Raw genomic sequence first — 14,097 nt, forward strand, 5'->3', positions numbered from 1 at the left:
AAAGGGGGGATGAGAGTAAAAATGAGTCAAGATGATAAGGTGCAGGTCAAGGTTTATCTCAATAGGGTGTTACATAAAAAATTCAAAGCTCAAGCGGCCATGGACGATAAAACAATGTCTGAAATCCTGGAAGAATTGGTTAAAGCCTATCTTGATGAAAAAGAGCGAGTAAAGGAATAGCTTGATAAAAAGCCACAAAAAAAACCGCCTACTGCAGGCGGTTTTTTCTATATAAACCGAGATGATGAAGGGATGTATAAGGCAAGGTCTTGGTCTTTTTTCTTTTATTTTATTTGTCGGCTATCACTTACACCATCGGTCAAACTGTTCAATTTCATACCACAAACTACCTATTTTGTTTTCCTTTTGGAATGATACGATTTTGTTAGGTGATGGCTATGTTTATTGCTCCAATGCTCGCACAGAAAGCAACTCATCCTTTTGATGATGAACAATATATCGCAGAACCGAAAATGGACGGCTTTCGGCTAATACTCTCTACGCTGGATGGAGTGAAAGCCTATACCCGGCACGGAAATGAGGTGACTGCCCGTTTTCCAGAGTTATGGCAGCCACCCATTCCCCCGGGAACGGTGTTGGATGGCGAGCTGATCGTGACAGACAATCACGGTCGTCCGGACTTTGAAAAGGTCATGAAGCGACTCCAAACACGCGACCCACTCAAAGTAAAGCGACTTTCCCGCAGCTTGCCTGTTCAGTATGTCGTCTTTGATATCCTCTATCATCAAGGAAATGCCCTGACCTATCTTCCCTTGATGGAGAGAAAAGAGCTACTGAAGGAAGTACTGCAGGAAAACCGGGTCTTCTCCATCATACGTTTCATCCATGGCAATGGAACGGGCTTGTTTAAAGGTACCAAACAGATGGGGCTTGAGGGGATTGTGTTGAAACGAAAAGATTCCACCTATCACGTAGGGAAACGCTCCTGGGATTGGCAGAAAGTCGTTCACTGGAAAGAAACTGAGGTCGTCATCACGGGATATCGTAAGGACGAACCTGGCTGGTTGATCGCGGTTGAAGAAAACGGGAGGCTCAGACCAGGCGGCATTCTTGAATTAGGCATCGGCCCCAAGGAGCGGAAAGCCTTTTATCACATAGCACAAGAGATCAAAACCCACGAGGATCGAAAGTTTGTTCATGTTGAGCCGCGGATTCGTTGTCAGGTCAAATATAAAAAAGAAACTCACGCAGGATATCTCCGTGAGCCAGTGTTTCAAGGATTTCAGCTGTAAAAACCAAAAGGGGAGGTGGAATCGTGATTTTACAAAAAAGATTATTTATGATATGATAATTTTTGGTAATATGGAGGGGACATAATTCACACATGTTATAAAGGGTGATAAATTTAGGTTTGTCATTCTTTATAATGTGTGAATTAATACCTCTAAATATTGTCAAACAAATATTTTGGAGGTATTCACACATGATTCAAGGGACCGTTAAGTGGTTTAATGCTGACAAAGGGTTCGGGTTTATTGAAGTGGAAGGCAGAGAAGACGTATTTGTTCATTTCTCCGCGATCCAAGGTGAGGGGTATAAGACCCTGGATGAAGGCGATAAAGTGAGCTTTGAAATTACGAAGGGCAACCGTGGTGATCAAGCCGCTAACGTGGTTAAGCTTGTAAAAACAGCGTAATAACCCATTCAGAACCGCCCCACTTGAGCTCCGCTCTTGTGGGGCTTTATATTTAACACTCCACGTCGTTTGGCGCACTGGCCGAATTTGAGCGGTTTTATAGGAGGTGCAATTGCCTGTAGACGCACTGCAAAGCCTTCCATGACAAAAGGTTTGTTCATGTGGAACCCCACATTCACTGCCGGGTGAAATATAAAAAAGAGACCCATGCGGGTTATCTACGGGAGCCCGTGTTTCAAGGTTTCAAGCTGGAAGCCCACTGATCCATGGGCTTTTAATCGTATATGATAGCAAAATAAAAAGGGCCATAAGGGCCCGAACTCGGAATGAGAGATTCAAAGTGTCGACGAGCAATCAAACTAAAAAGAGGGGTTAAAGAATGGCGATCAGCATAATGACTGACCAAGTTTATTTTAGCAAAGCAGTCCGTATTTTCATGGGGATTCGCAAACGATTAACCGAATATTAACCCTATAGTAACACCCTTTTCTTCAAAAAATTGAAACCGAACCATATATTTACTCGTTTCCCTATAATAACTCCCCTTTTTCTACCGACCACCCCCTTTACGGTGTGGTATTTTTTTTCATATTAGGATAAAAAGGTAGGAAAAAGTCCTGTCCATTCGAATAATATAATGACACCTCTTCACTACCAGCAGCCTCTAAGCTGCTTTTTTTGTGCCATCCCTTCATCAACCAAAAAGCTCCAACACAAAAACAGAACGTTTGTTCTAGAAAAGGTGAATAAAAAGGGATAAAATGTAATAAAAAGGGGTTAAGGAGTTCAAGCATCATGCAATATCCACCGGGATACGATGAATTTGAAACCAAAGTGAGACAGTTTGTTGTTCTCGATGTTCTGGAGAAGGTTATTCGCTATGATCGAAAGCAGCTTCAACAAGCTCCACTAAAATCCGGATCCGTGGTAGCCAAGCTTTTGGATTGCACGTATGACAAGATTGTAGCAGCGCTAAGCCAAACACGAGGGGAAATTTCCCGCTCTGATGGAAAGATCATTCAAATCGAACAGGAACGTGACAGCCGTGTGGTCACGTTTTTGTTCCGTGGATATTCCTACTCCAACTCTTTCTTTAACGCACATCTCCGTGCTATGTGTGAAGATATCTTTTGGCGGTTCGTTACAGATCATCCTGTTACAGAAAACCAGTAAAAAGACCAGGTTTACGATAATTGGGAATTAGGGTAGAATGGAATAAGCAAACAGGCATAAAAATAAAAAGGCACGAACCCGGTGGCCGCCGGGTCGTGCTTCCAACCTAGACCTAGTTGTCATTCTGCAATAAATTGGTTATGATGGACATACAATAACAAAGACCGCCGGGTGGTCCCCCGACGGTCGATGCACCGAGACTGGCGTAGGGCCGGTCGCATCAGGAGCAGAAGCGCCCCCAAATCTAAGCGAAGGCCGGCAAACCTTTACCGCTTAGACCGGGGGCGTTTGCCTTTTCTGCTGGAGATCCGTTGCACGATGAACTCCCAGATCGCGAGTATCGTTCGTAGCGCGGTGAGAAACATCAACAGTTTTTCCAGCATAGGCCGCACCCCCTTTCTCAAGGGAGTTGCGACCGGCCCCCGGCCATCACTTACGTCTCGGTAAGTCCATTATAACAATCTATCAGGGAAGAAACTACCAAAATTCCCCCTGCAATTTCCGATTTAAGGCCACTTAACCCTATCCCCTACCCAGAACCCTACCAGGAATATTCCAAAGCTCTGAGGCGGCATTCTCTTCGTCTCAGAGGGTGCTGGACCATCTCATGGAGATGGTTTTTTATTTTAGCTTTAAGTTTGTGATACAAACCATACGGTGGTATAAACTATCAACAAAAAAATTAGAGGAGGTTTTACCCCCTCTTCACCCAATTATACAATTCAACATCGCTACCATGCTCAACATTGTAGTTATGGGCTTGCTTTTTCATCGCTTTGGCTCTCAAGCTTTCTAAATCCCAGCCAAATTTCAGCTCCCAGTCAATTATTCCATACGGATTCATAGGTTCTTCACCAAGTTCCCTTTTTACCATAATTACCTCAACACATTTGTAAATAGCTTGCTCAATATCCTTTTTGTTTTCATTAGCTAAGGAGATTAATCTTTTAATCGCTGCATCTGTATATTCCTGTTGAAACAGACCTTGTATTAATCCTTTAACAACAACAACGTAATCAGTGAGGTTATCTTGTTGTTGTTGTTTTATATCATCCTTAATACCTGGATCTTTCTTAATATCTGGATCATCCTTTAAAGAAACATCATCCTTTCTTTCGGATTTTCCGACTCGGTTTTTCCGATTCGGATTTTCCGATTCGGATTTTCCGACTCGGTTTTTCCGATTCGGATTTTCCGAGTTAGACTTTTTACTTTTCTCACCACCCATACGAATTATTTTAGGATTTCTTTTCTTCTTCTTCTCTTCTGATAAATTAGGAGCAAACCGTAGCTTATAAACCGTACCAACACATCGTCCGTTCTCATCAAACACAATATCGCGCTCAATGAACCCATCTTTCTCTAAGTGTTGGACTGCAGTATTGACGGTTTCGGGATTTATGCCCAATTTGGAAGCGATGGTTTTTTGTGAGGGCCACCCCTCCCCATCGTTGTCTGCGTGGATAGCAATAGTTAGAAAAACACCCAGCCTATTACCTTTCAGCTTTTTAATCGCTCCTGAATCCCATAAATCTCTGTATAGCCTAATATTGAATTTTTCTTTTTTCTGAATCGCGTTGCCATCTTCATCCCACTCTGTATATGTACCTGTTCCAAAAATACCACCGATGATAGCTTTCATTTGTTCTTCGTTCATAAATAAACCCTCCCTTGCGATCCCAGCCGCCAAGAGAGGGTATGCTCACACTAAAATAGCAAAAATAGACAAAAGTCTATGGTTGACCCGAGCTGCCCGTTATGGGTATACTACGGGTAAGTTAAGGATTGTGTGAGCGGACTCTGTTTGGCGACGGGGGCCGCTCATTTATTTTTGTTAAATAATTCTATCAGACTATTTACTAATAGTCTAGCGAATCCAATAATAAGGCGGCAACGAAAACAACGGTCCTACATCATTTATCAGCCTTCGTCGCTCGCCGAGAAGCCAGGCAATCTCCCTTGAACACTTTTCGATTGCTTCTACATCCCCCTCATCTATAGCCTTTTGCTTCTCTTCTCTCCATCGCTTCAATTCTGCCCCTATTATTGTTATCCGATTTTGTTTATCATCGATGCTCATACAGTACACTCCCTAATGATCCGGGGGTTAATTCAACCCCCGGCCAATTCATCCAATCGCCTGCAAAGCTCGTGTAGCCAATCCCAGTCCTTTAGACGTTGTACTGTGATTGACAACTCTCGTAATTTATGCCGTGTCCACAACCACTCTCGCATATATCGGGCCAGGTCATCCATTTCAGTGCTGGTGAGCTGACGGATATGCCATATTTCTATCATCATGGCTATCTTTGCCGTGATCGTCATCATAGATCATCCATAAGTGTCATAATAAGTGTAAGTGTTTCTGTTGTCCCCCGGCTGTTTCTTTTTTTCATTCGGTAGAGAACATATTGGATGATTTTCCGGGCTAATTGGATCCATTGCCGTTCCTCTTTCCCCATGTTCATCATCCTTTATTTTGGTAGTGATCCCGGCCCGAAGGCCGGGGATTTTGTGTTATACTTGTGATTAGGAACCAATTAACTTTTTGTACAGTCCACTTGGCCGAGTGGACTGTTTCGTTTTTTTAGGCATCTCTTTCGCCTTAGATCGAGCGGATTTCATTGCCTTTTCGTACACTTTCCAGTCTGACGGGGTCAATTATGTCACCTCCTTTCTGACTCTAATTTACACGATGACGAAAACATTGTCAACACTTTCGTGAAATTTTTTTCGTTATTGCATTAACTTGATATTTTTTACGCTAACGTGTAATATAATAAAAGGAGGTGAATTAGTGATGGCGCTAACTTTCGAGCCTTTTAGGGTGTGGTTTGTTAAACACCACCCGACCCGGCGAAAAATGGATTTTCAAAAAGAAACTCAATTCTCCCCCCAAACAGCAGCAAAGGTATGGGAAGATCGCTTTCCCGTTCGTTCAGACGTAATTGATCGGTTATGTGAGACGTATGACTTAGAGGTTCATGAAGTCATTAAACGCATTCCAAACACATAAAAAATACCCCGTCAGAGAGCCGATAGGAGGCCAGTGACGGGGTTTGTTTTTTATATTGAGGGGTTGTTGGGTTAGGGGGTTAAGACAAACGGAAGAAAGCCGCCCATTTTGGACGGCTTTCAGCAGAATGGCGGTTACTTCTTTGTTTATGCTTATTCCCGAACTTCCGAAACTTGAAGGGTATCGGTTGTTATCCGCCAATTTTCAACTTTTTACTACTGCATCGCGGGCATTCTTTCGGCGGTTTAACACCAAAATCTAATTCATATTGGGATATCTCGACTTCCCATTCACATTCATCGCATTGGACGTCAATCCCATCGTAAATCTCCCAATTTTCCACTTATACATCCCCTCCCGAAACGTCGACACTGTAACGATCAAAAATGGAGCGTAAATAACGCTCCTTTTTGTTTAATGGACAGCTACATTCCTAACTGCTACAACCCGGCCAATGATTTTGCAAATTCGATTTTAGCCTTGGGATGTCAATGAATCGTAAGGAAACGTCCGACGCGGATCGTGCCTTTCTATCATTTCAGATGGATCATGGTAGACAATGGTTGTTTTCTGGTTATACACGGCTTTTGGGCGGGCAGGGACAACAGCGTCTTTGTCTGGCAGCTCGATGCAAGGGTAAAGCTTCGCCGGCTGTCGCCGCCCTTGCACTTTGCCCAAATAGCTTTTTAATGCTCACGTCACGAGGTGCTCATCCATACAATGTTGTTGGACCGCCAACCAAAACACCGTAAGGGGTGGGTGTGCCCCTGCAAGCACCTATCCCCTTCCGGTGTTTTTGTTGTCCTATGACGCTCGAACAGCCGATTTTATGCCGCGAAAACGTCTTGCCTATGAGAAGATCCCACAGATAGACTCCCGAAGTCGGCCCGCCAGGGCGTTCGCAACAGCCTGAAAGTACGAAAGTAGGGAAAGAAATTGGATCCAATGGTGGATTGTTTGAGTGGCTCGAGTTTTGTACGATAATAATGGATCAGGCGTAAAGACCTTTTCATATATCCATTCTTACACTCCCCGCGGCCCGTGTAAATAACACGGGCTGTTTTAGGTGTTTAAAATCCGCTTTGGACGCAACTTCCTACGTTTCATCAACGCAAAAACCCTTTAAACAAGGACACAAAACCATACAGATGCATATCGTGGCTGCATACCAAAAATCTATCCCGGTCCATATGCACAAAATTCCTTGTGTAATCCACAGGGAATTTTGTGTTATTACAGAAGATGGTTAATTACCACCGTCCCTTTTCCGGAGTGAATACAATATACAAACATGATTTGTGGGGCTGGGCATATCATTTTAAACGTCCACCCCTCAAGACTTTGCACATTCAGGATGTCCGAAAAACCCTGCCAGATAGGCAGGGTTTTTCGGGAAATGAGACAGGAACCGGTCGATTTGTTTTTATAGAGTAGTAAAGAAGTACTGTTTGAGCATAGGATTTTTGCACGTCATGAAGTGCGCATTTATATAATGTGTTATGCATCAGGGGGATTGTTGAACCAAAACACCGAATAAGGGTTGATGCACTCTTACTACGTCTACTCCGGTGTTTTTTGTTGTTCTTACGACGGTTGATCGAACAGCCAATTTAAATTTGCTCTGTATATCGTATACAGTCTGTTTCGCTTGTGAAGCGCACATAACGTTACATAATACGTTATAAATCCTTATGCAAAAACCGCCCTCTCTCCTGCTATACCAAGGGTTTGCGGCGGTTTTTGAGGATCCGACTAGAAGTTAGCTGGTCTCCTCAAGATTACATAAAACCTCCGGATTTTATGCAAGTGACTGCTGCCCTTAGATGCAATCGAATTCGCCCCGCTGATCTCAACTCAGCTGTGCCAACAGCATTTTGAGGATTCCCTACGTTAAGGGGAAACATACCTTCCCTACTTAGTGGTTGACTTTAAGGACATCGATCACTTCCTTTGTTGCCTGCGCAATAAGCTTGTCGTTATAATCAGCGTCTTTTTTATCGCGACTAGAAAGTATTGCAAGAACAATCGGATTTCCTTTGGGTGGCCAAATGATAGCAATGTCATTTCGCGTTCCATATGATCCTGCTCCAGTTTTATCTGCAACTTCCCAACCTTTCGGTACTCCCGCGCGAATTAATGTATCTCCAGTGGTGTTTCTCTTAAGCCAATCTGTTAAAATCGTGCGTTTTTCCGTTGGGAGTGCGTCTCCGATTGTGAAAGCCTGGAGGCTGGTAGTAAGCGCTCTCGGTGTGCTGGTATCATGAGTTTCTCCTGGTTTAACTTCGTTTAACTCCGGCTCAAATCGCTCCGGATTGGTAACATCATCACCAATTTCCCTGAGAGATTTTTTAAGCCCGCTAGGCCCACCCAGTTGCTTAAGTATGAGATTCTGCGCGGTATTGTCACTGTATCGAATAGAAGCATCGCAAAGTTCTTTAAGTGTCATTCCTGTATCAACATGCTTCTCTGTGATCGGATTATAATTGACGAGATCATCACGCGTATAGGTGATCCTTTGGTCAAGGTCTGCAATTGACTTTTGTTGTAAAAGTGCTCCTACAGCTAAAGCTTTAAGTGTAGATGCATATGCAAAACGTTCATCTGATCGATAAGTGACTGTTTGATTTGTGCCAGTGTCCAGTGCAAAGACGCCAAGTCTGGCATCAAATTTATCCTCAAGTTTAGCAAAATCATCTGTAATTGCGGTTTCTTGATTTTGTTGTTTGGGTTGAGCAGAACGGGCGTTATCCTCTGAACAACCTACCAGCGTTACACATGAGAGAAGTAGTACAAGCGCGGTTTTTTTAAATGTAATCCATGATTCCATTAGAATCTAACCTCTTTCTAAAATGTTTATCTATCACCAATATGGGGATGGCCTCATGCCTCTATGACCATTTTGGTCAACTCAGCCAATAGCCGATTGTTTATGTACCGACCCTTTGCCAACTCATAGTTACATATTAAAAAACTGGGCCTCCTTCCGTGGTTGGCGTAGAAACACTGGCTCTTGGCAATCCGGGCAAAGAAATTTCGGTCCTTTATCTGTTCGCCATGAGAGATACTGTTTCCCGCTTTCATCGATTGCACGTAACATGTGCATCCCTCCGTATGGAGTGTCGGTCTCTTTATCCGGTCAGCCTTCTGTTTTTTTGTGGCGGCGTGTTATGAACGTCACCGTGCAAATCGAAACGCCAGGGTTAAAATCTGATCAATACGTAATAAATGAGAATGATAGAAAATGTGCATTGGGTAGTCTTACCTATCAGAAGAGAAAAACATGGCCTAAAATCAAAAATCGTCTGTCAAAAAAAGTAATTAACTTTACCTGTTTTCTATCTGGTATCCCAGTGAATACTGGAGAAAGAAGCTTGGAAGATTGCGAAACCGAGTAAGTGGAACGTGTAAATATTGGATGACAAGCTTACCCGGAAAAGCGCAGTGGCTATAGTGGCATACAAACATTACAGGTGTACCGCCCCTCCTTCCGACAGCCGGACATACGAAAGTAGGAAAAATAAATTTGATCCATTGGTTGATTGTTTAAAGGGCTAGTGTTTTGTACGATAACAACAGATCAAGGCCAAAAGATGTTCTGTATCCTTACTTACACCTCTTGTATGCTTACCCCATTTCCCAGCCCGTGTACATGGCACGGGCTGTTTTAAGTTAACCAGGTCAATTTGGATTCCATAAAAAGTAAAACCCGAGGGAGTAAGGGCGGCTTTTATCGTTAATCCTTATCTTGCCCCCTGTACTTTTCTACTCCGTCTACCTCGTTTTCTTCGTATATCCCTCACCAGTTCCGCTATATCCTCGCCCCAACAGATCCCCGGTCCCCTTTTTGGGGAGCGATACCTTATTTCTCTCGCTAATGTTGTTGTATAAATCTGTAAAGACGGAGGACAGAATATGGATGGTAACCAAACAGAAAGAACCGATGCATTACGACGAAGTATTTTCGGTATGGAAGTGCGTTAGTGGCACAAAAAAATGGATCGTATTTGTCACGGTAGCGCTGACACTTTCATTGGGGATACAAACGTTTGTCATGTACCCTCAAGCCGTTGCTGCTATTGACGTAGACCGAAATGGTCCGATGAATAATAACCGAAGTGATCGGATCTTGAATCAAAAACGGCAACAATATTACAACTACAACGAACGAAATGTATCAAACACCGTAGATCCCCGTTGAAGCATGTAGTAAAAGACCATACCATGCAATTGGATCCCGGCCATCAATTGCTTTGCCAATACCTCACGAAGCACTGGTGTCGCTGTTTCCGTGATCGCAATGGAATAGTTTCGTACCGAGGTCTTGGCAAGCCCCAAGAGATCCCCGGCATAAAAAGCAATGTCTCCGTGATCTTCCACTTGCACCTCGTCTGCCACATGCGGAGCTGCAGGATAAAACGCCAACAGTTCGCGCAATATACAGAGCAAATTTAGACCCTAGGGGATCGCACCAGCATATGACCTCCTAGGGTTTCTACTTTGCACCTGGACATCCATAATAAGTACGTGTTGACCTCATTAGGAGTATGGCGGCTATTCCATGATTTTAGTTCCTTCGGAGAAAGTAAATTAGTTTCTTTACCCGATTTTTTGAAATTCTAAATACCCTTAATATAAAAATACACTAGAAAATCCATTTCTTTTAACAGAAATCTCTTTTCATTGTGAATGAATATGGTGGTTTGGATATGTGACTACGGAAAAATACAGATAGAGTAAACGCTTTCCAAATCCAAAAGATAACTCAAAATGAAAAATTTAAGAGGAGGTTTATAATGGCACACTATCAAGCTACCTTTGTTATTGGCGGTGCTCATTCAAGAAGTCGAAAACCAAAAAAATTAAAAACCGGTGATTACCTCACGTTAAGGAGTGCTTATGGGAAGAAATATCAGCTGCAAATCACTCAAGCGTTCAACTATAACAATAAAAGGGTTTATCTTACCCATCAGTTCGGCCTGATCTATGCAGACGAACTCCTTTTCAACCTTCCCTCAGGAAAAACAGGGGTTTCCCAAAAAGCTAGAGCCGTTTAAGGAACACGTTTCACCATTTTTGATTAGTATTTTTGTATAAAGGAGGGTGGGATGGCATATGGATCTACCGGACAGTGTAGGAAGGACCCTGTTTATAGGGATTATGAAACGTATTCTCAATATACAGATGGATTTGGATGATTATAAATATACATATGATCCATCGCAAAGAAGAGAGATCTTGAATGAATTTAGAGAAATCCAAGAATCTCTGGCCTTTTTTCAAAGTCATGTCCGTTTATATGGGAATCCGATACTTGTTAAGGAACTCCACATGGTCAATGATCAAATTCAAGCCTTAATAAAGAAATCAAAAGAGAATGTGGAGACGACTGAAATCCGTGAACTTCAGCACTCTGGTGATCATTCACCAAGAGATTGAACGGTGGCCCAGCCCACCACCAATATGTCTAAACGTACACTTTACCCAAAATGGTACGGTGACCCCTACAAGAAGATACTGGTGCCTTAGCCGATGCCGCTGAGCATTATCTTGGGAGATTTGTCCAATGAGTTAATATCTGATACATTGACAATCATCCAAAATTATAAGAAATGGACTAAAAGAAAACCCTCGCTGACATCTGCGGGGTATTTTTGTCCTATTAGGGTACGTCAAATGAAACAAAGAGAGACTCTGTTAAAAATATATTTGGGCTGGTTTCATTCTCCATAAAAAAGGGGCGACCTCTTTCCTCAATCCCCTTTAAGCCAGCAGCCACGTTCTTTCCTTCGTTCACTTTGCTCTGCTTCGTTTCCCGACATTGGGATCAACGAACACCCGAAGATCACTTGTTTTTCCACTCATCATACATATCCTTCCGTACCCGTTTGAGTTCCTCCAACATTTCCTCTTCGGTGATACCGGCTTCCTTCATCTTCCGGGCGATTTCATTGGCGTAGTCCTTCCAATCGGCTTTTCGAAGGACCAATTTGCCGTCTTCCTCTTCCCATATCACTTCTTCCCCTTGGGGAACAAAACTTGCCATGGCTGCGGACCCTAAGGGATCATGCCTCCTAGGGTTTGAATTTTTATGGAATCTACTTTGGGGTAAACGGAAGGCGAAGGGAATGCCGCCTGAGAGCTTCTATTTTTCCTTTTAGGTGTTTTTTGAACCAGACAAAGGCAGGATTCCCAATGGATTTTGCGGAAAGTATTGGGGAGTGGCAAGGGGATAGTAGGCCCGTGATGGGGGCGGCGGCCCTCCTACCTGTACCGTGAGGTTACAGGAAGGGAGGTGATGCCGATGGGCGAAACAATCATGCTGCTTGCGCTGATTGTGCAAGTAGTTCACGTTTGCTTCGTCATTTTGCAGTCACAAAAAAAGTGACCCGCCCCCGGCTGGCAACCATAGGCGAGTCACTTCTTTGACTTAAATATGGGCCGCTGCCTTCGTCGAAGGCGGCTATCTTCTTGCCCTCATTATATTATGCCCTGTATGAGATATGCAAATTCTAATTGGATAATAACAAGTTCGGTATCGGTAAAAGGTTTTGAGCTTAGGTATGATTTGGGCATCTCTGTGGCCATCATTTTAGTACGCGGTTTAATACAAATTGGTATGCGGTTTAGTACATGTTTTTTGTGCGATATTCGTTAGATATTTGTTTCACGGGATGTTCGTTTTACCTAGGTGGAATGTTCGTTTCATGATATTCGTTTCTATGATACGAATATCACCGTACTCGCCACCGCCTTCGGAAGGGTAGGTGCCGGCTCTGATTGCCCCGGCACCTACCCTTCCTCGACCCCTCTCTCCCCTACCGGAGAGGATAGGGGATCGGCGGTAGCTCGTGCGGTTAGCTACGGAGAGGTGAGGTGAATATGAAGAGAAATAAATGTGAAGCGTGTGGCAAAACAACATCAGTGAGACTGAAAGCGGCGTATCCGGAAGGATCAGACCAGCTCATGTGGTTATGCCCGTTGTGCTATCGTTTAGGTACGCCAGAGGAAAGGAAGAAAAATGAGCAGTGATTCGGGAGATCCTGAATACATATCATTGCACCAATGACGTAACAAAATGAAATGTAACGTTGTAGCTCAAGTAATGAGAAGGGTTGAAAATCCTTATGTTATTAGGGTTTTCGGCTTTTTTTGGTGCGTTAGGGGATGGGTGGTTGGATGTTGTGCATGGGGAAAACACAATATCTTGTGTGTTTTTAGTTGGATAAAGTGTTTGATTTGGGATATTAAAAACAGCCCGTGCTTTTACACGGGCTGGTACGTAGGATGGGTGTTTTCTAAGGAACCTAAAAGGTCTTGTTGGCCTCGGTCATTGTTATCGTACAAAACACGAGCCATTCTAACAATCGACCGTTTGCCCCAATTTGTTATACCCATTAGGGTATATCATTTATCCGTAACGAACCGCCAAAAGACATCTTCACACATGGCACGGAGATGCGCGTTAAAGAATGAGTTGGAGTATGAATATCCACGGAACACAAACGTGACCACACGGCTGTCACGTTCCTGTTCGATTTGAAGGATCTTTCCATCAGAGCGGGAAATTTCCCCTCGTGTTTGGCTTAGTGCTGATATAACCTTGTCATGCGTGAAATTCAAAAGCTTGGCTACCACGGATCCGGATTTTAGTGGAGCTTGTTGAAGCTGCTTGTAATCATAGTGAATAACCTTTTCCAGCACATCGAGGACAACAAACTGTCTCACTTTGGTTTCAAACTCATCGTATCCAGGTGGGTATTGCATGATACTTGAACTCCTTAACTCCTTTTCCTTACATTTTATCCCTTTTTATTTGCCTTTTCCAGAACAAACGTTCTGTTATGCGTTGAAACTTTCTGGTTTGGGGAGTGATGTACAAAAAAAAGCAGCCTAGAGGCTGCTGGTAGGAAGGTGTCATTATATTATTCGAATGGACAAGTTTTTTCTCCTTTTTATCCTAAAAATGCCATACCAAACGGTATTTACCCTATAATGCCCTTTTCAGTAAAAAATTGAAACCGATAATAAACTTAATACGTTTCTTATAGTAACCCCACTTTTTCTACTGATTATCCCTAAAAAACCGCCTACTACAGGCGGTTTTCTTTTTCATGTAGATTACATATTGCGGGTTAAATATTGGGTTAATCGTTTGCGAATCCCAATGAAAACGGGCCTTCCTTGCTAAAATTAAACCGGGTGTCAACCTATTCCTCTCACACACTGTGCCTCACTTTCCTGCGGGCCCATA

14 protein-coding genes and 1 pseudogene are annotated in these 14,097 nt (G+C 43.2%); 7 read left to right on the forward strand and 8 right to left on the reverse strand.

Going from position 1 to position 14,097, the window contains the following annotated elements; all coding sequences use genetic code 11:
* Positions 1–21 precede the first annotated feature (21 nt).
* The 3 genes from IEW70_RS16285 (at position 22) to IEW70_RS16295 (ending at position 1,657) form a co-directional block, all read left to right on the forward strand.
* The gene (locus IEW70_RS16285; RefSeq protein WP_188648976.1) at positions 22–180 is read left to right on the forward strand and encodes a hypothetical protein; all 159 of its coding nucleotides are present in this window, start codon (positions 22–24) and stop codon (positions 178–180) included.
* A 218-nt stretch (positions 181–398) separates the two neighbouring features.
* The gene (locus IEW70_RS16290) at positions 399–1,253 is read left to right on the forward strand and encodes an ATP-dependent DNA ligase (protein WP_188648977.1); all 855 of its coding nucleotides are present in this window, start codon (positions 399–401) and stop codon (positions 1,251–1,253) included.
* Positions 1,254–1,444: 191 nt separating this feature from the next.
* Positions 1,445–1,657, forward strand: coding sequence for a cold-shock protein (locus tag IEW70_RS16295; protein WP_188648978.1), 213 nt, complete (start codon positions 1,445–1,447; stop codon positions 1,655–1,657).
* Positions 1,658–2,223: 566 nt separating this feature from the next.
* On the opposite strand, the gene IEW70_RS16300 is transcribed toward IEW70_RS16295, so the two are convergent.
* The gene (locus IEW70_RS16300; protein ID WP_188648979.1) at positions 2,224–2,454 is read right to left on the reverse strand and encodes a hypothetical protein; all 231 of its coding nucleotides are present in this window, start codon (positions 2,452–2,454) and stop codon (positions 2,224–2,226) included.
* Here IEW70_RS16300 and IEW70_RS16305 point away from each other — a divergent pair.
* Positions 2,453–2,830 carry a YhjD family protein gene (locus IEW70_RS16305; protein WP_188648980.1) on the forward strand — a complete coding sequence of 126 codons (378 nt, stop codon included), beginning with the start codon at positions 2,453–2,455 and terminating at the stop codon, positions 2,828–2,830. The two genes, IEW70_RS16300 and IEW70_RS16305, sit on opposite strands and share 2 nt — an antisense overlap.
* 694 nt (positions 2,831–3,524) lie before the next feature.
* Here IEW70_RS16305 and IEW70_RS16310 read toward each other — a convergent pair.
* The 3 genes from IEW70_RS16310 to IEW70_RS18680 all read right to left on the reverse strand — a co-directional run bounded on the left by IEW70_RS16310 (position 3,525) and on the right by IEW70_RS18680 (position 5,158).
* Positions 3,525–4,487, reverse strand: coding sequence for a helix-turn-helix domain-containing protein (locus IEW70_RS16310; RefSeq protein ID WP_188648981.1), 963 nt, complete (start codon positions 4,485–4,487; stop codon positions 3,525–3,527).
* Positions 4,488–4,697: 210 nt separating this feature from the next.
* A complete protein-coding gene (locus tag IEW70_RS16315; RefSeq protein WP_188648982.1) occupies positions 4,698–4,910 on the reverse strand; it encodes a hypothetical protein in 213 nt (70 codons plus the stop codon).
* Positions 4,911–4,942: 32 nt separating this feature from the next.
* Positions 4,943–5,158, reverse strand: a complete 216-nt coding sequence (locus IEW70_RS18680; RefSeq protein ID WP_444543246.1) for a DUF7667 family protein — start codon at positions 5,156–5,158, stop codon at positions 4,943–4,945.
* A 472-nt stretch (positions 5,159–5,630) separates the two neighbouring features.
* On the opposite strand from IEW70_RS18680, the gene IEW70_RS16320 reads away from it, so the two are divergent.
* On the forward strand, positions 5,631–5,846 hold the full coding sequence (locus IEW70_RS16320; RefSeq protein ID WP_505712060.1) for a helix-turn-helix domain-containing protein: 216 nt from the start codon (positions 5,631–5,633) through the stop codon (positions 5,844–5,846).
* A gap of 1,915 nt (positions 5,847–7,761) precedes the next feature.
* Here the strand turns inward: IEW70_RS16320 and bla are convergent.
* Positions 7,762–8,673 (reverse strand): class A beta-lactamase, encoded by a 912-nt coding sequence (gene bla / locus IEW70_RS16325; protein WP_188648984.1) that lies wholly within the window; start codon positions 8,671–8,673, stop codon positions 7,762–7,764.
* 1,361 nt (positions 8,674–10,034) lie between these two features.
* Positions 10,035–10,280, reverse strand: a pseudogene (locus IEW70_RS17950) (spore coat protein); the annotation flags it as partial.
* A gap of 359 nt (positions 10,281–10,639) precedes the next feature.
* On the opposite strand from IEW70_RS17950, the gene IEW70_RS16335 reads away from it, so the two are divergent.
* Positions 10,640–10,900, forward strand: a complete 261-nt coding sequence (locus IEW70_RS16335) for a hypothetical protein (RefSeq protein WP_188648986.1) — start codon at positions 10,640–10,642, stop codon at positions 10,898–10,900.
* Positions 10,901–10,958: 58 nt separating this feature from the next.
* Positions 10,959–11,282, forward strand: coding sequence for a hypothetical protein (locus IEW70_RS16340; RefSeq protein ID WP_188648987.1), 324 nt, complete (start codon positions 10,959–10,961; stop codon positions 11,280–11,282).
* A gap of 406 nt (positions 11,283–11,688) precedes the next feature.
* On the opposite strand, the gene IEW70_RS16345 is transcribed toward IEW70_RS16340, so the two are convergent.
* Positions 11,689–11,889: a hypothetical protein gene (locus tag IEW70_RS16345; RefSeq protein WP_188648988.1), complete on the reverse strand. Its 201-nt coding sequence runs from the start codon at positions 11,887–11,889 to the stop codon at positions 11,689–11,691.
* A 1,361-nt stretch (positions 11,890–13,250) separates the two neighbouring features.
* Positions 13,251–13,610, reverse strand: coding sequence for a YhjD family protein (locus tag IEW70_RS16350; protein WP_188648989.1), 360 nt, complete (start codon positions 13,608–13,610; stop codon positions 13,251–13,253).
* Positions 13,611–14,097: the final 487 nt, after the last annotated feature.

Source organism: Marinithermofilum abyssi, assembly GCF_014641195.1.
In the GTDB taxonomy this organism is placed as follows: Bacteria; Bacillota; Bacilli; order Thermoactinomycetales; family DSM-45169; genus Marinithermofilum; species Marinithermofilum abyssi.